22 protein-coding genes are annotated in these 22,127 nt (G+C 39.8%); 14 read left to right on the forward strand and 8 right to left on the reverse strand.

Annotated elements, in window-relative coordinates; translation table 11 throughout:
• Nucleotides 1–121: 121 nt before the first annotated feature.
• A complete protein-coding gene (gene proB, locus ADS77_RS13305; RefSeq protein ID WP_054204228.1) occupies nucleotides 122–1,225 on the reverse strand; it encodes a glutamate 5-kinase in 1,104 nt (367 codons plus the stop codon).
• Nucleotides 1,226–1,473: 248 nt separating this feature from the next.
• Between proB and ADS77_RS13310 the strand changes: the two genes are divergently transcribed.
• Both ADS77_RS13310 and ADS77_RS13315 read left to right on the forward strand, forming a co-directional pair.
• Nucleotides 1,474–2,430: a DMT family transporter gene (locus ADS77_RS13310; RefSeq protein WP_054204229.1), complete on the forward strand. Its 957-nt coding sequence runs from the start codon at nucleotides 1,474–1,476 to the stop codon at nucleotides 2,428–2,430.
• 266 nt (nucleotides 2,431–2,696) lie between these two features.
• Complete coding sequence (locus tag ADS77_RS13315) at nucleotides 2,697–2,930, forward strand: hypothetical protein (protein WP_054454874.1); 234 nt, start codon at nucleotides 2,697–2,699, stop codon at nucleotides 2,928–2,930.
• A 30-nt stretch (nucleotides 2,931–2,960) separates the two neighbouring features.
• Here ADS77_RS13315 and ADS77_RS13320 read toward each other — a convergent pair whose 3' ends face one another.
• Genes ADS77_RS13320 through ADS77_RS13335 form a run of 4 tightly spaced genes read right to left on the reverse strand, consistent with a single transcriptional unit; the run spans nucleotide 2,961 to nucleotide 6,806 of the window.
• The gene (locus ADS77_RS13320) at nucleotides 2,961–3,461 is read right to left on the reverse strand and encodes a DUF1543 domain-containing protein (RefSeq protein ID WP_054454876.1); all 501 of its coding nucleotides are present in this window, start codon (nucleotides 3,459–3,461) and stop codon (nucleotides 2,961–2,963) included.
• Nucleotides 3,462–3,482: 21 nt separating this feature from the next.
• Entirely contained in the window at nucleotides 3,483–4,832 is a 1,350-nt protein-coding gene (locus ADS77_RS13325; protein WP_054204232.1) for a sigma 54-interacting transcriptional regulator, read from the reverse strand.
• 2 nt (nucleotides 4,833–4,834) lie between these two features.
• Nucleotides 4,835–5,347 (reverse strand): hypothetical protein, encoded by a 513-nt coding sequence (locus ADS77_RS13330; RefSeq protein ID WP_054454878.1) that lies wholly within the window; start codon nucleotides 5,345–5,347, stop codon nucleotides 4,835–4,837.
• Between the two features lies 1 nt (nucleotide 5,348).
• Complete coding sequence (locus tag ADS77_RS13335; protein ID WP_054454879.1) at nucleotides 5,349–6,806, reverse strand: sensor histidine kinase; 1,458 nt, start codon at nucleotides 6,804–6,806, stop codon at nucleotides 5,349–5,351.
• Nucleotides 6,807–7,133: 327 nt separating this feature from the next.
• Between ADS77_RS13335 and ADS77_RS13340 the strand changes: the two genes are divergently transcribed.
• The 5 genes from ADS77_RS13340 to ADS77_RS13360 all read left to right on the forward strand — a co-directional run bounded on the left by ADS77_RS13340 (nucleotide 7,134) and on the right by ADS77_RS13360 (nucleotide 9,979).
• Nucleotides 7,134–7,361 (forward strand): cag pathogenicity island protein Cag25, encoded by a 228-nt coding sequence (locus ADS77_RS13340; protein WP_054454881.1) that lies wholly within the window; start codon nucleotides 7,134–7,136, stop codon nucleotides 7,359–7,361.
• A gap of 20 nt (nucleotides 7,362–7,381) precedes the next feature.
• Entirely contained in the window at nucleotides 7,382–7,609 is a 228-nt protein-coding gene (locus ADS77_RS13345) for a hypothetical protein (protein WP_054204236.1), read from the forward strand.
• A 113-nt stretch (nucleotides 7,610–7,722) separates the two neighbouring features.
• On the forward strand, nucleotides 7,723–7,959 hold the full coding sequence (locus tag ADS77_RS13350) for a calcium dependent protein (RefSeq protein ID WP_054204237.1): 237 nt from the start codon (nucleotides 7,723–7,725) through the stop codon (nucleotides 7,957–7,959).
• Between the two features lie 9 nt (nucleotides 7,960–7,968).
• Complete coding sequence (locus ADS77_RS13355) at nucleotides 7,969–8,205, forward strand: calcium-binding protein (RefSeq protein ID WP_054454883.1); 237 nt, start codon at nucleotides 7,969–7,971, stop codon at nucleotides 8,203–8,205.
• A gap of 115 nt (nucleotides 8,206–8,320) precedes the next feature.
• Complete coding sequence (locus tag ADS77_RS13360; RefSeq protein WP_054454885.1) at nucleotides 8,321–9,979, forward strand: amidohydrolase; 1,659 nt, start codon at nucleotides 8,321–8,323, stop codon at nucleotides 9,977–9,979.
• A gap of 6 nt (nucleotides 9,980–9,985) precedes the next feature.
• Here ADS77_RS13360 and ADS77_RS13365 read toward each other — a convergent pair whose 3' ends face one another.
• The gene (locus tag ADS77_RS13365; RefSeq protein WP_054454886.1) at nucleotides 9,986–10,225 is read right to left on the reverse strand and encodes a YgjV family protein; all 240 of its coding nucleotides are present in this window, start codon (nucleotides 10,223–10,225) and stop codon (nucleotides 9,986–9,988) included.
• A gap of 268 nt (nucleotides 10,226–10,493) precedes the next feature.
• Between ADS77_RS13365 and ADS77_RS13370 the strand changes: the two genes are divergently transcribed.
• The 3 genes from ADS77_RS13370 (at nucleotide 10,494) to ADS77_RS13380 (ending at nucleotide 15,556) form a co-directional block, all read left to right on the forward strand.
• Nucleotides 10,494–11,150, forward strand: coding sequence for a Crp/Fnr family transcriptional regulator (locus ADS77_RS13370; RefSeq protein ID WP_054204241.1), 657 nt, complete (start codon nucleotides 10,494–10,496; stop codon nucleotides 11,148–11,150).
• 479 nt (nucleotides 11,151–11,629) lie between these two features.
• Nucleotides 11,630–13,243 carry a hypothetical protein gene (locus tag ADS77_RS13375; RefSeq protein ID WP_054454888.1) on the forward strand — a complete coding sequence of 538 codons (1,614 nt, stop codon included), beginning with the start codon at nucleotides 11,630–11,632 and terminating at the stop codon, nucleotides 13,241–13,243.
• Nucleotides 13,244–13,405: 162 nt separating this feature from the next.
• Nucleotides 13,406–15,556 (forward strand): YjbH domain-containing protein, encoded by a 2,151-nt coding sequence (locus ADS77_RS13380; protein ID WP_054454890.1) that lies wholly within the window; start codon nucleotides 13,406–13,408, stop codon nucleotides 15,554–15,556.
• A gap of 79 nt (nucleotides 15,557–15,635) precedes the next feature.
• Here ADS77_RS13380 and ADS77_RS13385 read toward each other — a convergent pair whose 3' ends face one another.
• Entirely contained in the window at nucleotides 15,636–16,202 is a 567-nt protein-coding gene (locus tag ADS77_RS13385; protein ID WP_054454892.1) for a phosphoribosyltransferase, read from the reverse strand.
• Between the two features lie 335 nt (nucleotides 16,203–16,537).
• Nucleotides 16,538–17,833 carry an aminopeptidase PepB gene (pepB, locus tag ADS77_RS13390; protein ID WP_054204244.1) on the reverse strand — a complete coding sequence of 432 codons (1,296 nt, stop codon included), beginning with the start codon at nucleotides 17,831–17,833 and terminating at the stop codon, nucleotides 16,538–16,540.
• Nucleotides 17,834–17,923: 90 nt separating this feature from the next.
• Here pepB and sfsA point away from each other — a divergent pair, with 90 nt between their 5' ends.
• The 4 genes from sfsA (at nucleotide 17,924) to pcnB (ending at nucleotide 22,125) form a co-directional block, all read left to right on the forward strand.
• Nucleotides 17,924–18,640: a DNA/RNA nuclease SfsA gene (gene sfsA / locus ADS77_RS13395; RefSeq protein ID WP_054454894.1), complete on the forward strand. Its 717-nt coding sequence runs from the start codon at nucleotides 17,924–17,926 to the stop codon at nucleotides 18,638–18,640.
• 224 nt (nucleotides 18,641–18,864) lie between these two features.
• Entirely contained in the window at nucleotides 18,865–19,308 is a 444-nt protein-coding gene (gene dksA, locus ADS77_RS13400) for an RNA polymerase-binding protein DksA (protein WP_054204246.1), read from the forward strand.
• Nucleotides 19,309–19,326: 18 nt separating this feature from the next.
• Nucleotides 19,327–20,265 carry a tRNA glutamyl-Q(34) synthetase GluQRS gene (gene gluQRS / locus ADS77_RS13405; protein WP_054204247.1) on the forward strand — a complete coding sequence of 313 codons (939 nt, stop codon included), beginning with the start codon at nucleotides 19,327–19,329 and terminating at the stop codon, nucleotides 20,263–20,265.
• A 507-nt stretch (nucleotides 20,266–20,772) separates the two neighbouring features.
• A complete protein-coding gene (gene pcnB, locus ADS77_RS13410) occupies nucleotides 20,773–22,125 on the forward strand; it encodes a polynucleotide adenylyltransferase PcnB (protein WP_054204248.1) in 1,353 nt (450 codons plus the stop codon).
• Nucleotides 22,126–22,127: the final 2 nt, after the last annotated feature.

Below are 22,127 nucleotides of genomic sequence, written 5' to 3' on the forward strand. Positions count from 1 at the left end.
CTTGCAGTGTTATTTAAACTATCCACACATACCCGTAAGGGTTAACCATATTTCAAGCTGCCCTAAAACTTACATAAAATTAGGGTCAGCTTTTTCAATTTGTTAAAAATAAATAAATGTTCTAAAAAAGTACCAGATCATCACGATGAATAACTTCATTACCGCAATCAAAATCAAGTAAAGCTGCTATTTCATTTGAATGTCGGCCTTTTATTTTATCTATTTCAAGTTTATTAAAACGCACTAAACCTCTCGCTACTAGCTGCTGCTCACTGGTAACTAAATCAATTAAAGCACCTCGTTCAAACTGGCCATTTGCACCTCGAACGCCTTTGGCCAATAAACTCGCACCTTGTTGTTGCAAAGCACTGACAGCTCCGTCGTCTATCACTATTTGACCGTTACTTTTAGGACCTGCTAATAGCCATTTTTTACGCCCATCTCGCGGCGCTACTAATTTTAGAAAGCGTGTACCGGGCAGCTGTTCACTCATGCAATTGAGAATAACGTTTTGACCTGCGCCTCTTGCTATAATGACCTCTACACCGGCTCGCCGTGCAATATCAGCAGCTTGTAGTTTGGTCGCCATACCGCCAGTGCCTAAGCTTGAGCCACTTCCCCCTGCAAGCTGGCGTAATTCATCATCAATATGACGCACTTCATCAATTAATTGGGCATTCGCATCGGTGCGTGGATCACCGGTAAACAAGCCTTCTTGATCAGTCAATAATAAGAGTTTGTCAGCATTGGCTAAAATAGCCACCAGCGCTGATAGGTTATCGTTGTCACCCACTTTTATTTCCGTCGTGGCAACGGCATCATTTTCATTAATAATTGGCACTACGTCATAACGTAACAGCGCAGTTAATGTATCACGGGCATTTAGGTAGCGTTCTCGATCATCTACATCCGCACGAGTTAGCAACATTTGCCCTACATTCACACCATATAAAGCAAACAAGCTTTGCCAAATATGAATAAGCTGACCTTGACCAATCGCCGCTAGCATTTGTTTATCAATGACTCCTCGCCCACATGGAGCAATCAATTGCTCTCGTCCCGCAGCCACAGCACCGCTTGATACTAATACCACCTGATGGCCTTGCTTTTTTAACTCACAACATTGGCGAACAAGTTCTACCATATGTGCTTTATCGAGTTTATCTGTACCGCCGGTGAGTACACTAGTTCCCAGCTTAACAACTATGACCTGCGCCCTTTGCATGCTTTTTACTACGAATGAAATAATGATGAATTAATTTATACCAGCTATCATTTTTTGAACAAGTTAAAAATATTCAATATCACTAGCCTTTCGTGATTAATTTTGCAGCAGACTGTTTAGTATTTAGGCAAGGCAGCGCCTATGGTGTGTGGTTGCTCCCCACAAATGGGCGATAACGCAGTATAAATGCCAAACATGCGCTATTAACATGCTAGGATCCTGTTTTAATTTAAGAGCAAGCGAGTGTCATGCCAGCCAGTTTATGTTTAATTATCGCCACTTTTTTATGGGGAAGCTCGTTTATCGCGCTAAAGTACGCAATTGCTATCTATGACCCCGCCCTAGTGATTTTTTTACGTATGCTAACCACATTAATTATGTCTTTATGTTTGTGGCGGTATGTTATCCGTTTTGAATATCGCATCGGTGATTGGAAGTATTTAGTAGGTATGTCGCTGGCAGAGCCGTGCTTATACTTTTTGTTTGAAGGACATGCAATGGAGTATACGTCAGCATCACAAGCCGGCGTTATTGTCTCATGCCTGCCGATCATAGTGGCGTTTTTAGCCTATTTCATGCTTAAAGAATACATCAGCAAAGCGATTATAATTGGTTTTACATTTTGTATTGGCGGCAGCATTTTACTGACTTTACTGTCACCCGAATCAGAACAAGCCCCCAACCCAATGCTTGGTAATTTTTTAGAGCTATTGGCGATGGTCTGCGCAGCATTTTATACCGTCAGCGTTAAGCATTTGGTGGCACGCTACTCACCATTAACTCTTATTGCATTGCAAGGCGTGAGTGGCAGTTTATTTTTTGCGCCCTTTCTACTCTTTATTGATTTACCGAGTGAAAATCAACATGACCTGACTGCCTTATTGAGTATTTTATACTTAGGGTCATGCGTAACACTCGGCGGCTATGGTTTGTATAACTATGCGATTAGTAAAGTCTCTGTATTAACCGCTGCTGCATATTCAAATTTAATTCCTATTTTCACTTTGATTCTTTCAGCAATTATTCTCGGTGAAATACTCACCCTAGGACAATGGCTTAGTATTGCGGTGGTTTTTATTGGCGTAATGATAAGTCAACGCCATCAGGAGTTAGCCGTTACGATCACGCAAGATGATACCGCTAATCCTCCTGTCAGCAACCACAAACGCAATTCAGCCCCAACCGCTAATGAGTTCAACGAATAACAGATTAATAAGTAAGGCCGCTTTGTGCTAAAAAGTGTTATGCGGCCAACCACTGTAAAATACGACCTAATCTACCATTGTCTAAGAATTAATTTATAGGAACACCTAATTACCAACTAGGCAAAAGCGACAAAGCTGATAAATTCTTACTATTGAATACAAAAACCTTGATACAGCACAATATAATGAGAATTTACCACGCAGTTATTTGACCAAGGGGCTGTTCGCTCACTACAATGGCGCATCTTAAATTGTTATGCTGTCTAATGAAAAATCACTCGTCAAAAAAAGAACTTATTTTACTGCCAATTTTACTGGTCGTGATCATAATGTGTATTGCTGGGCACTTTTTGTTACAGGCGAGTTTTCAAGATAGCAATATCATAGAGTATATGCTTGCCGCGTTACCATTTCTGATGTTTGGATTTGTTATTTTAGCGTTTAAAATTGCCAGCAACAGCGAAGACAAAGAGCGTGAAGAGCAAAGCGATAAAGACTAAATTACCTACTTTGCCCATTTTGTAACGAAATTACAGTATATGGTAACCAAACCAATCAGGTTTGATTGCTTGCGATTCGCCGCTAGGGGTTAGTTGAATATGTAATTGGCTATCAAGTAAATCAATAGCAAAGCAATCATCCACATCGTGTAAATCATCTTTATGAATATGACTTAGCCCTGCTAGTAAATCCATTTTGGCGCGTTGCTTAGCCTGCTCAGCGTCAGTGGCTACATACAGCGCAAAATCATGCTGTTCAGCAAGGCTATCAGCCCGGTAGGCACCTAAATTAACAAAATACAGTTGCTGTGCTTGCTTTACGGGATGATCAACAACTTTAACCTCAAAGCCATCAATGTGTTTTATAGCCATAAAACTATCCATATGCACGCTGTTTTTGTCACCCACCCATTGGCTTTTTAGCTTTGTATAAGTGTGTTCAATTGACTCACCCACAACAAAACGCACATCGTGCATTTCAATATGACAACCCTGAATTCGCCCACCTAAGTACACCATAAATAACTGCATTTTCACCCCTAAACCTCAATGTTAGATAATGTTATCAACATCAATGTTGTGTTTTTTTATTAATTTATAAAAATCTGATCGGTTACGCTTTGCAAGCTTTGCGCCCTCTGCCACATTACCACCCGCCATTTTTAAAGTATTGATCACGTAATCGCGCTCAAACTCTTTTTTAGCATCATTAAGCGATAGTGGTTCAATATTACTTTCATTACTATTGAGCGCACTTTCAACTAATTGAACTGATATTACCTCACCGGGAGTCAGTGCAACAACTTGCTCAACCACGTTTTGTAATTGGCGAATATTGCCAGGCCAGTCATGGCGCACTAAGGCATGCATGGCATCGTTTGTAAAACGCTTTTCTTTTTGGTTCATTCGCTTTGCAATTGAGGCACTAAAATATTGAGCAAGTAAACTAACATCTTCTCGGCGCTCGCGTAACGGGGGCAACTTAAGATTCACAACGTTTAAGCGGTAGTACAAATCCTCGCGAAACTGTTGATTGGCAATGGCATCGGGTAGGTTTTTATGTGTTGCAGAGACAATACGTACATCAATTGGTATTTCTTCTTGAAAGCCCACGGGGCGAATCGTTTTCTCTTGTAATACACGTAGCAGCTTAACTTGTAAGTTTAATGGCATGTCGCCAATTTCATCTAAAAATAATGTGCCACCTTGCGCCTGCTGAAACAGTCCCTGATGATCTTTAACAGCTCCCGTAAAAGCCCCTTTTTTGTGACCAAATAATTCAGACTCAAGCAATTCACCAGGCACAGCACCACAGTTAATTGCTACAAATGGGCCTTCACTTGCGTGGCTATATTGATGAATGGCGTTGGCAAGTAACTCTTTACCTGTCCCACTGGCACCGGAAATCAGCACATTTACATGGGTGGGGCCTAGTAATTTAACTTGCTCAAGCAAATGTAGCATCGCACCACTACGAGTCACTATATTGCTGCTTTTAGAGTTTTCGTCTGCACCTAAACCATGAATTTCAATAGCTTTTGCTAAGCTATCAAATAACTCATCCTTATCGACTGGTTTTGTAAGAAAAGCAAAAATCCCTTGTTTGGTTGCTTCCACTGCATCGGGTATCGAGCCGTGAGCTGTCATCATTATTACTGGCAATGCGGGATAACGACTTTGCAATTGGCGGTGAAGTGCCATGCCATCCATTTCGTCCATTCTTAAATCGGTGACAACAGCATCAAACACGTTGTTTTTTAATAATTGTAACGCTGCCATGCCACTTTCACAGGTCGTTACTTGGTAGCCTTTGGATTCAATACGAATAGCTAATAACTTTAATAAGCTTGTATCATCATCAACCAATAATATGCGCGCACCTTGGTTTTGCTCTGTTGACATAATTAGTGCTCCTTTGTCTCTTCGCGTAGTAATAGTTGTTGCTCAATGGTTGCCAGTGATGACATGGTTTTTTGCATTTTATCATTCAGTGCTTGTTGTGCTTCTTGAGCACTGATCTGTTGCTTAATTTGTTGTTTTTGCAGCCAAAGGTACTGTTTAATATCATCAGGCCAGTAAAAAGCCTGATCCAACTGCAGTAATTTAGCTAAAACTTTAGTGGGCTCCAACGAATTATTCTTACAACTAAAATCAAAGTAACGCTCAATTGCAGCCGCACCAATATAAACAGCCTTAGTATCTGTGGCCTTAAAACCACCACACGCTTTTGCATGCCAGCCAATTACAACCTCAGCAGGCGGATACATGGGCTCACTTTTTGGTCGCGGCTTAGGGTTGGGTTCTACAACTTTAATCGCTTGCTCGTTGTTATTAACTGATGGTTTAATCAACTCGCATCCTGCAAGTCCTAAGACTGTAATATAAACCATTAAAATGGTTTTAAAGCGCACGCCCATGCTACTTAACTCCCTGCTTTTCATTAATTGGTATGTGGATCACAAAACGACAACCGTGTGGCTCATTGCTTTCAAGTTCTAATCTGCCCATTAACTGCTCAACGGACTCTTTCACTATGGTAAGTCCCAAACCACTGCCTTGTGCACTAATATCTTTAGCGTGCTTACCTTGATAAAAAGCGCTAAATATATGTGTTTTATCTTGGTCTTTAATGCCACAGCCGGTGTCGCTCACAACCATTGTTAAGTTACTTTGTGACAACCCAAGAGTAATATTAACAACACTGCCTGTAGGTGAGAACTTCAAGCCATTTGAAATGAGTTGAATCAACATCATTTCAATGAGTTCAGCAGCCACTGCTATGGGCTGCTCAGGTAAACTCGATTGCCAACTAATCGTTTGATTTCGCGCTAATAAACGATGCTCAAAATGACTGTTTATTTTATTAATGAGATGCTTAAAGTCAATCTCATTAATACTTTCTTTGCTTGTTCTAATTGCATTGTAGCTAAGCAAGCTGTCAATCATTGCTCGCAAACGCACTGTGCTTTGGGTAATTAGTTCAAGCACCGCTTGTTGCTCTGTATTCATAGGACCAACAATTTCATCCGCCAATAAATCAGTGCCCTCAACCATAGACGCTAGCGGTGTTTTTAACTCATGAGTAACGTGACGTAAAAAAGTATCTTTTTGTTGCTCTAAAATATGTAGCTGTTCTTGCACCCATTGCAACTTGTTTCCCAGCTCAACTAGTTCAGCTGAGCCTTGTACAGATATTTGTTGTTGCCAATGTCCTTGCCCTAGCTTATCAATTACTGACGTTAGCCCTTTTAACCTTCCGCTAATACGCCATAAAAAACCACCGCCAACTAATAGCGTCAAAGGAATTAACGCAATTAGCCAGTTAATAAAAGAGTTTTGCAATGCTTTTAGTTCTAATTGGTTTTTTGTAATTTGTAATTCATTTTGATCTTTTAGCCATAAGGCTTGGCTGGTAATTAATTCACTCATTGGAATAAATAACTGGGCATCTTGTCGTTGCTGAATAACTAACTGCTCATGTGCCAGCTGCAATGCCTGCGACAATTGCTGCCACTGATTAATATATTCAGATGCGGGACTTATAAACATAAGCTCATCGATATTGCCCAAAGATGATTGCCATTTATCTATTATCAACTTATCTAACGAGTCACTTTTTAACACCCAATTTTGCCGCGTTGCACGCTCAAGACTGTTAAGCTCTTGCTTTAGGTTATTAAGCGATTTAGTAACTTGGTAGTTATCACTTACGATTTGCTGAGTTACAGCCAGTTGTTTATTTAAAGCGTTTAAAAATACAATCACAACTAATGACAATGGTAGTAAAGATAGCAATGTACTAAATAAAAATTGTCCGATTAAGTTAGGTCGCCAAGCAAGTATTGCAGAGTACTTTTTACCAAACGGCACCAACATAGCTATTCCCTTCATTTAAATGTTTTATTATCTGATCTGCTACTTATACACGAGCTGAATCAATAAAAATAATGAATGAGGTAAATCAATTCTTCTCTCTTAGCTTCTTGACGCAAAATTGAGACAAGCTAATGGCATGTTTTTAATAGTATTTATTATTTTCTCACGCGTTATGTTGCAAAAAAGACACAGTTCTGGGTAATTATTTCAGTTTAACACCAATGAAAAAACTTAAACTACTGATAATAAACAGTAAAAATAGTTGGCATCGTTTTTGTACTACTACTTGTAATTATGAAGTTTGGATTCAGATTATAAGGACATCACATGAAACAATTAACTGTATTGTGCGTATGTATAAGTACCTTTCTCAGTAGCGCCGCTTTTGCAATGGATGCGAAAATTACGTTTTCTGAATTAGACAAAGACGGTAATGGCAGCTTAAGTTCAGCCGAAGCATCTGAGGATGCCTTATTACATGAAAGCTTTGAGCAAATTGATAAAGACCAAGATGGTCAAATTTCCCTTGCTGAATTTAAACTATTTCTCCAATAACTTTAACGAGGAAAACTGATATGAAACAACTTATCGCCGCATTTTCACTGCTTTTTTTAATGATAAGCGCCACCGTTTTAGCAGCGCAACTGAATGTTAAATTTGCAAAATTAGATATTGACTCTGACGGGCAAATATCACTGCTTGAAGCGAAAAAAAACATGGCGCTGTTTAAACAATTTAGTGATCTTGATGATAATCAAGACGAACACTTATCTGAGCAAGAATTCTCTAAATTTAAAATTTAAAAAGACGTTAAAGTATTTGCCATAATCCCGGAGGGAGTGTGTAAACGGATTTATTGTTGGGATTTAAATTATGGCAAATACTTTACTCTTTCTTCTTTTAAAGGATATTAAAAATGAAAAGCGTAACATTGATATGCTCGGTGTTATTAATAAGCAGCTTTGGCGTTGCTGCACTTGATGTAAAGCAGCGTTTTAATCACCTAGATTACAACAAAGATGGTTATTTAACCCACGACGAATTAGAGCCTCAGCCACAATTACTTAGTAACTACCAACGCTGGGATAAAGATCAGGATAATAGGATTTCACTTGTGGAATTTAAAGATTTTTTAACTAACAATCTCTATTAGTGAGTGCCTATGAAGTACAAGACACAATTAGGGTTAATAGCCCTACTAACCATTAGTTGTGGCAGTTTTGCAACAACTGATAAAATCAAAGATATCTTCAACAATTTAGACCGAAATAAAGATGGTCTGCTTACGCGATCGGAATCAGCCAAAGATCCCGCTCTTTGGTCACGTTTTAAAAGTTATGATACCGATAAAGATAATAAGTTATCGCTAAGCGAATTTACCCTATATGCTAGTAAATAAAGGATCAAATTCTGCTCCTTTTTTCTTATCCAAATTGCATTCTGTGTTTTGAAAATAACTTGCGGCGATGAGATTCTCTGTTAATGTTGAATAAACACAATAATAAGAACAATCTATGAAACGCTTACTGCCTTTATTTTTAACACTTACCTTTCCCAGCCTCGCATCAACCACTGTGATATACAACGCCAATGGTTACACTCCTACTTATAAAGGTGAATTAAAGCAGTTTTCAACGTTAGTAATAAAAGATGGCAAAGTAGTTAAAATTGGAGACGATGAACTCAAAAATAATTTCCCTGGCTCACAAAGTATTGATGCAAAAAAGCAAACCTTACTACCTGGACTCATTGATGCACACGGCCATGTCATAGGTTTAGGCAATAATTTAACGCAATTAGATTTACGAGGTAGTCAATCAATAGTTCAAGTACAAACCACGCTTGCTGAATTTGCAAAAAGCAATAAAGAAAGTTGGATCATTGGCCGAGGTTGGGATCAAGAATTATGGCCCGATAAGCAATTTCCCACCGCTGGCGACTTAGATAAAATAATTAAAGATACCCCAGTTGTACTATCTCGGGTTGATGGGCATGCCATTTGGGCTAACAGTAAGGCGATTGAACTTGCTAATATCACGATTAAAACCCCCACTCCCGATGGAGGTGAGATAATTCGCGATCATAGTGCTCAACCAAGCGGTATTTTTATTGATAAAGCACAAAGCTTGATCACTTCACATATTCCTGCCCCATCAGATCACAGTGTTAATTTGGCTTTAGATCAAGCAGGCCAACATTTATTAAGTTTAGGGATCACCTCAACCCATGATGCAGGGATTGATAAGCAAACATGGCTAATTTATAAAAGCAGAGCTGCTGCTGGCACTTTGCCTCTGCGAATTGTTGCTATGCTCAGCGCAGCAGATCCTGACTTTAAAACGATGCTCAAAGCTGGCCGCTACAAAGATCTAAATGATTTTATGTCAATTCGTAGTGTTAAAATATACGCAGATGGCGCTTTAGGTAGCCGCGGTGCTGCTTTATTAGCTGATTACGCTGATCGAACTGACCATCAAGGGTTAATGCTCGAAACTCAACAGCGATTAGAAGAACTACTAACATTAAGCTTTCGTAGTGGCTTTAGTGCCAATACACATGCAATTGGTGATAAGGCAAACCGGATAGTATTAGATGCATATCAAAATGTATTTAAAAAAACGGGGGGGATTTTACTGCGTAACCGCATAGAGCATGCTCAAATTGTTGCCCCAGAGGATATTGCTCGATTTAAAACATTAAAAATAATCCCGTCGATGCAACCTGTTCATGCTACCTCTGACATGCATATGGCGCAGCAACGCCTATCTGAGCAGCAATTAATAGGCGCATACGCATGGCAAACGTTTTTAAAACAAGGATCTGTAGTTGCAGCTGGTTCTGATTATCCGGTCGAGCTTGCCAACCCTTTTGATGGCCTTTATTCAGCCATAACACGCCAAGATCACAATCAATTACCCGCACAAGGCTGGCGAGTAAGCGAAGCGCTCAACAGAGAAGACGCGCTTAACGCGTTTACGCTTGGCGGTGCTTACGCTGCGCATCAAGAGTTTAAATTGGGAAGTTTAGAGCAAGGTAAATGGGCTGATTTTATTTTAATTGATAAAGATTACTTCACAGTGCCAGTGCAAGAAATCTTTACTATTAATGTCGAGCAAACGTGGATTGCCGGTAAGCTACGCTTTCAAAGAACACCGCTTCAAAAAGAAGAATAAAATCGATTAGTCTTTTATAGTAATACTGCTTTTTGGCTCGCGAGATAACTTAATGAGGTGATAGATATTTACAAATGCGAGTAAACCATTTGTTATAGCCACAGGCCATGCAGTAATAGCAACACCATAAAGTGTAAAAGCAATGCAACCGACTAGATTAAGCCACCGTAATTTGGTTACGTCACTCATCATCAAAGAGGCAACAAGTAAAGCGGAAGCTATATAGCCTAAATATTCCCAACTCATTTGTTCTCTCCACTCGTTTAGGTTAGCATTGCAGGCTGTGTGGTTTTTATAGTGGCCACACATTGCCACAACAGTATAAAAAAGCTAACTTACATAAAACCAAAAGTTGCTCGATGGCATACTTTTAATAATCATTACACGGGATATCAGGTTTCAACTCAATTAACCGTAGTTAACTCAGCTAGTAAGTTAGCGTAAATTCTTAGAATCTTAATGCTAACGTCATTAAGGTGTAATAAATAGGACAATTGTCCGAAGAGCACAATCGATGTTTCAATATCATTTTTCTAGTTATTTGGTCGACCAGTTACTCACCTTTGCAGGTAGTCGCTACCAGCAGTCTAAAAAAGAAGTGCTGATCCACCAAGATCAACCACTTACTAAATTAGTGTTAGTAAGAAGCGGCACAATTTCGTTTAGTTACGATGTTGGTAATGGTCGTCGCCTGCTGTTAGGGCAGCTCGATTGCAATAATACGTTGATAGGTGAAATAGAAGCACTGAATAACAATCCCTGCATTTATACTGTTACCTGTTTTAGTGACGTTAGTTATAACTTAATTGAACTAAAACATTGGCGCGCATTACTATTAGATAAACCTGAGTTAAGTTTATATACAGCGCAGACCATTGCGGCTAAATTCCAAGAAAATCAAAAAATTAATCTAGATAAGCTGCTATTACCACTGGGCTACAACATAGCGAAAGATTGTTTATTACGTGCCAAAAACAACAACCCTACCCTACTACGCGCTTACCCCACTGTAAATGCTGAAGCTGAGCGGTTTGCCACTACAGAGCGCGCTTATCGCAGAGTTGTTTCAGAGTTAGTAGAAAAAGGGTTAGTGGAACGCTCTAGCGATGGTCTAAAAGCGGTGGATTTAGAAAAGTTAAGCGACTACGTAGATAGCTTTTCACAATTGTAGTAACACGGGGATAAAAAATATAGCTAAGATGAACTTATGAGTACCAAACGTTCATTTTAGCGTCATATCTATTAATGTAGAATACGACCAAACAATATTGCCTGCTAAGGCGAAAGCAATTTGTACCTATACTGATTATTTATCTTGTAGAATGTAAAATAGTCATCATGAAATAGATGCTTTTCATTTACAAATGCACAGCTCTGCCTTAGCATGTACACCAATTAAAGGATCGACGCAAAATATCAATTATAAGAAAAAAGATTTACTCACCTATATAAGCGGTAATGATTTTCTCTTGTGATGAGTAAAAGTATATATAACGTTCACTTGACGTATATATAATGTGCGCTTATCCTTCACTAACTTATTATTGTATTAGAGCTATAGGTCATAATTGACAGATACTTTACTACATGTATAGCACTGCAATTAAGTCTGTTTACTTTACAAAGAGAAAGGAAAGAAAGGTAACTATTATGGGAAATAATACATTTAAACTCACCAAGCTAGCTCTAGCAATTGGTCTTACAGCTACTCTAAGTGGTTGTTTTAGCGATAATGACGATAATGATTACGTTAAACCACCAGAGCCACCGGTACCAACGGTAAAAGCGCCTGTTGCTGATACACCTGCTGCTCTTACATTTTATGTTGCTGGTAACGTTGTTGATTCTGAAACTGGTGAAGTAGTTGCTTCTACTGTAAAGTTTTTAGAAGCAGGCGTAGCTTCAGCTAATGTTGTTGCCCTTAATGGCGACGCAATTACTGAAGTTGCTACAACTGACGGTTCTTTCACTTTCAACCTTGTTGAAGGCGCAGAGTTAACTCAACTAACTGCACTAGTGACAGCTGAAGGTTATGCTTCAAACAGTGTTGTTGTTGATTTAAGCGACAAATCTGAAGTAGTTGATACGATTGTATCTCTAGTTAAATTAGATGATAATAAAGTAACACTTATCAAAGATAAGAAAGTTGCTGCTGCTGACGGTAAACTTGCTGCTCCTTTAGCTGAAACAGCTGGCGCTGCTACAATTGAAATCGGCACAGACGTAGAACTTCAAGACGCTGAAGGTAATGCTGTAACGGGTACTGAAGTTACACTTAACGTTGTAACTGCTGATATTAACGCTGCTGCAGGTAAAACTGCTGCTGTTGACTTAATCCCTGAAGGCTTAACTAATGCAGACGCAACTAAAGTAGTTGTTCCAGCTGCTTATATGAGCGTTGAAATGCTTGCTGGCGATACTAAGATCAAAAGTTTCTCAGAAAACATTTCTTTGACAGCTAACTTACCAGCTACATTTAAAACTATTGATGGTTCAATGGTTGAAGCGGGTGACAAATTTGACGTATCTTCATACAATGAAGAAACTGGCGTTTGGGCTAATGAAGCAGAGCAGGCAACTGTAGGCGCTGCAGGTGCATTAACTTTACCTGCTAAATTTGCTACTGACCACTTAACTGGTTTTGCACTAAGCGAAGCTCAAACAGCATGTAGCACTCCTATTTCTTATACCTTCACAGGCGATGCTGTTCCAGCTTCTGGCTTGTATGTACACCTTAATTCTTCAACTGTTTCTAAAAAGAAGCTAGTTAAGAAAGTTCAAGGCAACCTTTATGGTGCAGGTGTTGTAGCTGATAATGCTGTTGCTAACGTATCTGTTAAAGATAAAAATGGTAACGTATGGGGCACTGTAGCTAATGCAAACCTATGTGGCGCAATTACAGTTGCTTTAGATAGCCCTGTTACTATCGTGGCTCAGAACTTAAACGTTACATATACCTGTTCTAACGCTGAAGTTGATAAAGATAAAACATTCCCACTTACTGGTGCGGTAGTTTTATATTCTCAAACTAAGAGAACTATTTCAACAGCTGTTGAAACAGCAGGCTCTTACGCGTTAACAGGCCTTGAAAGTGGTGTTACTTACGATGTTAAAGTAATTCCTACTGGCATCAATGTTGGCTTACAAAGCACTACAGTGACAGCTAACGGTACTGATTCTGCATTCAATATCGTTCGTGATAACTGTACTCTTGAAGACCGTGTAGTTACTGGTACTGGTACTGGTACTACTGGCGGAAGCTAATAGCTAAAGTCTTAAGTAAACTTTTTAAAGCCGCGCATTAGCGCGGCTTTTGTTTATCTGCTCAATTAGTTACTTTTTGTTTAGAGCATTTATTGTTAAAGTACTAGAATAAACTGGTTTTAAGGATTTAAAACCTAATTTTAATCAACTTTGGTTAATCACGTGACTTATAATAAAACAGCCCTCGCAGCATTTTGTGCACTCAGTGCAAGTACTTCAGCTTTTGCCGAACAACCTATCAATCACGGTATTGCATATAACGGTTTTACTGGTATTTTTCATACACCATCCGCGTCCGTTATGGATAAGGGAGTTGTTGATATAGGTTACAGTAACCAACTAGAAATTCGTGGTAAATACACTGATGGCCACAATTTCACTTTTTCTGCAGGGTTATTTGATGGACTAGAAGTCAGTGGTCGTATCGCCTCATCAAGCATGCATGATAATTTATTTAGCTCGAGTAGCCGTGGACAAACTCGCGATTTATCATTTAATGCTAAATACCAAATTCCTTTTATCCCTAAAGACTGGTTTAGCCTTGCAGTAGGTGCTAAAGATTTTGGTGGTGCAGCAAATAATTATGAAGCATTTTATGCTGTTGCCTCTAAACAGTGGTGGGATTTTCGTTTTAGTGCCGGTGTTGGCACCTCTGATACACTAACAGGTCAGCTTGATGGTGCATTTGCCGGCATTGAATATCAACCTTTCACTTGGTTGTCGGTACTTGCTGAGCATGATGCTGAGGCATTTAATGTAGGTGCACGTGTAACAGTTCCAAAAGAATGGTTATACGATTTAGCGACGGTTTCATTTAACACCCGTTTATATTCAAACACTGAACTGGCCGATGATGATGTTTACTGGGGGGTTAACATTAGCATGCCTCTTAGTGATGAAGCGCAAGCGAACTATACGCCTGTGCAACCAGCGCCAGTACAACCAGCGCCAGTAAGGGTACAACCGACAGAAACACTAAGAAACAAAGCGCAGGAGCCACAACCTGCTAGTGTGACGGCTTACTCTGACAATCAACCTAATATTAATAAACAACCAGCAACAGTCAGCTCAACGACAGAGAGCATTCAAACTGAGTCAGCGACAAATCAGCAATTACACAGTTTAAAAAGCGCTCTCGTAAATGATGGGTTTGAAAATATTCGGGTTGGTCTTTCTAGCGCGCAACTTCTCATTGTCGAATTTGAAAACTCTGTGTTTAACCGCAATGAAATTGACGCACTAGGTTTAGTACTAGGACGTATTACAGAGCATTTTAATCACAGTGATAATGAATTTGTAGTGCGTTTATCAAAACAAGATATCCCTCAACTACAAATAAAAGGCCGATTAGATAATTATCGCCGTTTTGTAAACGATAACATCACACCAGATTTATTGATTAGTAATGAATTTACTGATCAAGATTTACCAACAGTAAAATGGGCTGGCAATGCGCCAAGCACAAGCCCTTATTTTGTCCCAAGGCTTTCATTTACACCATCATTGGCAACAACGTATGCAACTGAGCTGGGCGTATATGATTACTCATTAGCACTGCAAGCAGATTTGCATATGCCACTTTGGTACGGAGCAGGTATAAACGTGACAGGTCAGGTAAACGTCCATGACACTGACCATTTTGAAAAGGGTAAAATCTTTCAAAACTCTCGCCAAGAAACTGGTATAAAACGCGCCATCGTGTATCAGACTTTCGCGCTACCATTTAATATTTATAATCAAACTCAATTTGGTCTTTACCAAGATTACTTTGATTACATGGGTATTACCAATGAAACAGTATGGCAAAGCCCTGAAGGCCGCCATAAGTTAAAAGCTAAACTAGGCTACTTTGAGTACAAAGATTACAACACAGATAAACGTGATTACTCAGTGTATTCATACCGTTATTTTTGGGCAGAAAAAGATGTGTCATTCCATGTTTCAGGCGGGCAATTTTGGAACGAAGATAGTGGCTTTAAGCTAGAGACTAAATTTTGGTTTGGTGATGCCAATGTTGCACTGACATACAGCAATACAACGATAGAAAAAGTGGGTATCGGGTTTAGTATCCCATTAACATCGCGTAAAGATATGGATGCTGGTAACTGGCAAGTAAAAGGTACCAATAGCTGGAACCATAGCGTTCAAACCCGAATTGGCGAATCACATAACCAACTTGACTTTGGTAGTGCGACGACGCTTCGCTCAAGCATTGATATAGATAAAAACTTCTTGAATCAAGATCGCTTATCGAGCAGCTATGTTTATGCTCATCTAGCAAGATTAAAAGAAGCTTTTGAAACGTTTAAATAACTTATAAATAATCTGAGTTCTAGAACAAAAAGGCCTTTTAAAAGGCCTTTTTTAATTCCACGTAAAATAGTTAACGCGATTATTTTTTTAGTAGAATATCGTGGATTTTCACCAAATCCGTTTTCCCTGCAATTATTTCATCCGGTGTTAAACCTGATAGTTCATGCGGGAATACCAACCACTCTTCTGATTCATGAATGTAGTAATCTGGTTTCATATCTACTTTTGAGTTTTTTGGCTTGTAATACGGACAGGCAATACGAATATCTTTCGGCAAGTTTAAGCGCATTAGCTCTGATAGCTTTTCTTTGAGAGCAAAAATACTGCGTCCAGAATCAAATACATCATCAACAATTAGCAATGAATCACCCGCATTAGCGTTTTCAATGATGTAGTGTAAACCATGCACTTTGATTTCTTTCGATTGTTTATTAATACCGTAATATGACGAAGTACGTACCGCAATATGATCTGTCTCTATGCCTTTATAATCGTAATATTCTTGCACTGCGATACCAATAGGTGCACCACCACGCCAAATACCGATAATAAAATCAGGACGAAAGCCATCCTGGTAAACTTGCGCTGCTACGCGAAATGAATCTTCAAGTAATTGTTGCGCTGTGATGTAGCACTTATCTGACATAATTAGAATTCCCAGTGTGAGTAGATCATTTAAGTGTAGCCGATCTTAAAAAGATAATGGCGTACTTAAACTGCTAGTAGCGGTGAATTTTATCGTAAATAACGTGAAAAAGCTTGTTTCACTTTCGACATTAACGTTTTTACTCTAAAACAGGCTGTCCGCTATCAAAAGAATGAAACACAGCTACTTGATCAACAGCTTTTGTAATAGGGTAATAAGTGCAATGTTTCTGAAGGTTTTTGTAACGCTTTATAAAAATGGCATTCAACTTTCGCTGAATGCCATTTATTAATTAACAGGACTGAATGCAGTTGATTCAATCAACTATCTATAATTTACGCTTTTTCTAATAACGTACGTGCAACTGTTCGCATACCAACAGTTGTAGCGCCCGCAGCCCATTGACTCGTGCTGCCCATATTAAATGCTGCAGCTAAATCAATATGCACCCAGCCTTTACCATCATTTGGCACAAAACGTGATAAGAAACCAGCCGCGTTTGATGCACCACCATAACCGCCACCTTTTTGTGCTCGACTATTTGCAGTATCAGCATAAGGTGATGGGCAGTTTTGTTGATGCCACTTTTCAAGTGGTAGTGGCCAGCCTGCTTCCATTTCTTGCTCTGCAAAGCCTTCTACTTCACGTACAAACTCTTTATCTAGACCAAACAGCGCATTGTACTCTTGGCCTACCGCAACCAAGGCTGCGCCTGTTAGCGTAGCAGCATCGATGATCAATGGTGCACCTGTTTCACCTGCGGCCATTAAACCGTCAGCTAACACTAAGCGACCTTCAGCATCAGTATTAACAATTTCCACTGTTGTGCCATTTTTATACGTAAGAATATCGCCAAGTTTATAAGCATGACCAGAGATCATGTTCTCAGCGCAACATAAAAACAACTTAATGCGCTTTTCAATACCACGACTAATTGCCAATGCTAAACCAGCTGTTACCGTTGCTGCACCGCCCATATCGCATTTCATGCCTAGCATGCCTTCGCTCGACTTAATAGAATAACCACCTGAGTCGAATGTAATACCTTTACCAACTAACGCTGCGTCAACAGGTGCGTTTTCATCGCCTGTTGGATTGTAATCTAGTGCTAATAAAACCGGAGGACGCTCACTTCCACGACCAACAGCATGAATACCAATCCACTGCTGCTCAAGCAATGCATCACCTTTAATAATTTGATAGCTAACATGCTCTGGTGCTAGTGACTGAATAAATTCAGCCGCTTTTCCAGCTAAGCTTTCTGGGAAGATGTCATCAGCAGTGCCGTTGATCATTTCACGTGCCCATGTTGCTGAGCGTTTTAGCGACTCTAACTCTTTACTGTCGGTCTTTGTTGTTTGTGCAAACTCAACTCCGTGTAATGTTTTAGGTGACACAAACCCTTGGTAAAACGCCCATTGCGTCTCAGTACACCAAGTATCGCCAGCTAAAACAACATTTTTAATGCCTTGATTAGCAATGCTACGCGCCGCTTTTTGAACATTTTTTAATGTGTCTTGCTCTGTTAAGTGAACGCTTGCACCTTGCTCATTAAAAGATAATGTAGCGGTTTCGCCCCAATGCACTGCAGCACCCTGCTCGCTTAATTGAACAACAAATTTTTCAGTCATGTTAGAATACTCTTGCGCTTATAATAGTGACTTTGAGTTTACTATAGCCACAACAACTTCCCAACTGCTTGAGACTAAATAACCAAAATAATGAAATATTCAACGCCACTGCAACACGCCACATTAATTAAACGCTATAAACGCTTTTTAGCTGATTTACGCCTTCACGATAGTACAGAGTTTACAGCTCACTGTGCAAATACAGGTAAAATGACAGGCTGTGCTGAACCTGGTTTTACAGCCTTCTATTCTACCAGTAGTAACCTTAAGCGAAAATATCCACATTCTTTAGAGCTGACTAAAAATCAATTCGACCATTTTATATGCGTCAACACCGCTATAGCGAATAAAGTAGTTGAAGAAGCGCTGCAAGCCCAACTCATTGGTGAATTGTGCAACTACACAAACATACAAGCGGAAGTTAAATATGGGCAAGAAAATAGCCGCATTGATTTTTTGCTGCGCAATGAACAATTGCCACCGTGCTATGTAGAAGTCAAGTCGGTCACATTGCTAAGTCAATCTGAACCTAATAGCGGCCAGGGCTATTTCCCTGATGCACAAACGCTGCGTGGGCAAAAACACTTACGCGAGTTAATTGAAATGGTCGAGCAAGGCCATCGCGCTGTATTACTCTTTGCTGTTTTACACCAAGGTATAGAGCAAGTAAGCGCTGCTGCGCATGTTGATGAAACATATGCGCAGCTATTAACTGAAGCAATGAGTAAAGGAGTTGAAGTACTTGCTTATAAAGCGAGCATTTCGCCTAATGAGATCCACATTACACATAAAATCCCTTTTATTTAAAACAAGCCTTGTAATTTGTACTTTTGCCCATATTAATAGGCAAGTTAAAAATCACGTTTGAAGTTAAAAAGTAGCCTACACCCTCTTTGTACCCTTTTTAATCAACCGATATGATTTACGTACAGCCAATTAATTTAAAAATAAATTTGCCTAGGCCATAGGATTCTGTTATTTATAGCCGCCGGCTAAAGCTGGGTATTATATTAAGGATTTAGGAGAAAGTTATGCCAGACCAAAAAAAATTAGGGTTGTTGGCTCAGGCCGGATTAGAACCATACCAGGAAAAGCCGGGCGAAGAGTATATGAATGACGCACAACGCGCTCATTTTAAAACTATTTTGGAAGCATGGCGCAACGATTTACGCAACGAAGTAGACCGTACTAAATCGCACATGCAAGATGAAGCAGCTAACTTTCCTGATCCAGTTGATCGCGCAGCACAAGAAGAAGAGTTCTCATTAGAGCTTCGTACTCGTGACCGTGAACGTAAACTGATCAAAAAAATTGAAAAAACAATAATTCTTATCAAAGAAGATGATTTTGGATATTGTGATTCATGCGGGATTGAAATTGGTATTCGCCGTTTAGAAGCACGTCCTACTGCTGATTTATGCGTAGACTGTAAAACGCTTGCAGAAATCAAAGAAAAACAATCTGGACGTGGTTAATTACCTGTAATTAAATCAATGTCTACCACAGCCGTTACTGCGCCAATGCGCAATTATCGCGGTCGTTTTGCACCGTCACCTTCTGGGCCACTTCATTTTGGCTCACTTGTGGCGGCTGTGGGCAGTTACCTTGACGCTAAAAGTAACCAAGGTGCTTGGTTAGTGCGTATTGAAGATATCGACACGACTCGCGTTATAGAGGGTGCAGATACAGATATTCTCACCACACTGGAGGCCTATGGCTTACAGTGGGATGAAGACGTTGCCTATCAAACAAAGCGCCATCACTTATACGCTCACACCATTGAATATTTAAATAGCCAACAAGGCGTTTATGCATGCCACTGCTCACGTAAAGAAATTAAAGCCTTAGGTGGTATTTATCAAGGCCATTGCCAAAGTTTACAGCACTCACAACAAAATAGCGCATTACGATTAATACAACGCCACGCCACCTGCCACTATAATGATTTGATTCAAGGTGACATTAACGTTGATCACGCCCTCGCGCATGAAGACTATTTAATAAAGCGCAGTGATGGCTTATATGCTTATCAATTAGTTGTGGTTGTAGACGATATTGAGCAAGGGATCACCAACGTGGTGCGTGGCGCAGATTTACTTGAGCCCACAGCACGCCAATTAAGCCTGTTTAAGCAACTCGATAAACCCGCTCCTCGTTATGCACATTTACCTTTAGCTGTCGCCAAACCAGGCTTTAAATTATCAAAGCAAAATTATGCGCCAGCAATTGATAAAAAAAATCCAAAACCGGCGCTATTAAATGCATTCGAGTTTTTAGGTTTAGCGCCTAGCACTGAGCTACTCTCACTAAATATCGATGAAATGATGACTTGGGCAATCAACAATTACACCCTGCAAAACATTCCAAAAGTCCAGCAGATTCAAATTTCGCAACAGTTACAGAGTAAAGCGCCCCAGTTTACTCATTTATAGCGATAAAAATCACTTTTAAGCGTTAATTTTAAAACCTTCAACTTAATTTTTGAGCTGTACTGGTATATTATACCCAAACCACCTCAAGATGCAGAATTCAGCGTTTCACAGGGGCTTAATATCAAGGCGTTACTTTGCAATAATGGCCGTCCCTTTTAAGAAGTAACAACGATGAGAGTAAGTGCCTGTGAAATGCCCAATGGGTTGGTTTAAAAGCGATTTATACTGCGTTATTGATTTTAGCAAAGGAATGACCATTACTTGCAATCAATGCCTTGCCTAAATCGCTTTTAATTCCAACTGAAACTCGCATTTTGAGATGGCTTGGGTATATAGCCATCCTTAAGCCCAATGCGTTTTATCGCCAAGTATGCACATTACTCGTGCAGTTAATAACTAAATACAGCTATACTTGATCTGATTTTTGATGGTTATCCCCATCAAACAACCGAATTCTGTAGGAGACAGACTATTATTTCCAAGCTTTTTCAATTTTGTCGGCAAATTATGGGCCCATCAGCCACAGTAAACACCGAACAGCCCCAAGTCTCTGCGCAGCCTTTAATTATTGGACGCAATGAGCATGGCATTTCCCGCAAACAATTTAGCCCAAATGCAATCAAGGTATTATATCGTTTAAAAGACGGTGGCTTTGACGCTTACCTCGTTGGTGGTTGTATTCGTGATATTTTGTTAGGGCAACAACCTAAAGACTTCGACGTAGTCACTAACGCGACCCCAGAACAAGTGAAAAAGCTATTTCGCAACTGCCGCTTAATTGGTCGTCGCTTTCGTTTAGCACACATTGTTTTTGGCCGTGAAATTATTGAAGTCGCCACTATGCGTGGTCACCACGAAGCGCCTGTTGATAAAAATCAAACCAGTCAATCCAGTGGCGAAGGTCAGTTACTACGTGATAACGTTTTTGGAAACATTGAAGAAGATGCTGAGCGTCGCGATTTTTCAATCAACGCTTTATATTACTCTATTAATGATTTTTCAATTCATGACTATGCCAATGGCCTTGCGGCTATTAAAGCAAAACAAATAGAGCTTATTGGTGATCCGCAAACTCGTTATCGAGAAGATCCTGTGCGTATGTTACGTGCAGTACGTTTTGCCACAAAACTTGATATGAGTATTGCACCAGACACCGAAAAACCATTAACCGAATTAGCCAGCTTACTGGATAACATCCCATCTGCGCGTTTATACGAAGAAACATTAAAGCTATTTTTGAACGGCAAAGCCGAAGCAAACTTTTTAATGCTACGTAAATATGGGTTATTCAATGCATTATTCCCTGCCTTAGATGGTATTTTAGAACAAAATCCAGATGGCTTTGAACATGCATTTATTAAGCAAATGTTCCGTAATACTGATGAACGTATCAACGCAGAGAAAAAAGTGACACCTGCTTTTGTATTTGCTGCTTTGCTGTGGTTTCCACTTTTAAAAATTACCAAACAATTACAGCAGCAAGAACAATTATCAGAGTACGATGCTTTTCAACAAGGCATGAATAAAGTCTTAAGCGAAAGCGCACAACATGTTGCCGTACCTAAACGCTTTACTTTAGGCGCCAGAGATATTTGGCATATTCAGCACCGTTTGGACAAACGCGCTGGCCAACGAGCATATCGTCTAACTCAACAGCCTCGCTTTAAAGCTGCGTACGACTTTTTATTATTACGTGTTGAAGCCGGTGAGCAAGAACATACTGAGCTTGTGCAATGGTGGACGGAGTATTTAGCTAAAGATATTAACGGCCAAAAAGAACTAGTCAAAGCACTTGGTAGTCAAGGCGCGCCTAAAGGCCGTCGTCGTACTCGCCGTCGTAGCCCAAAACCTGCTGAGTAACT

This window comes from Pseudoalteromonas porphyrae (genome assembly GCF_001298125.1).
GTDB lineage: Bacteria > Pseudomonadota > Gammaproteobacteria > Enterobacterales > Alteromonadaceae > Pseudoalteromonas > Pseudoalteromonas neustonica.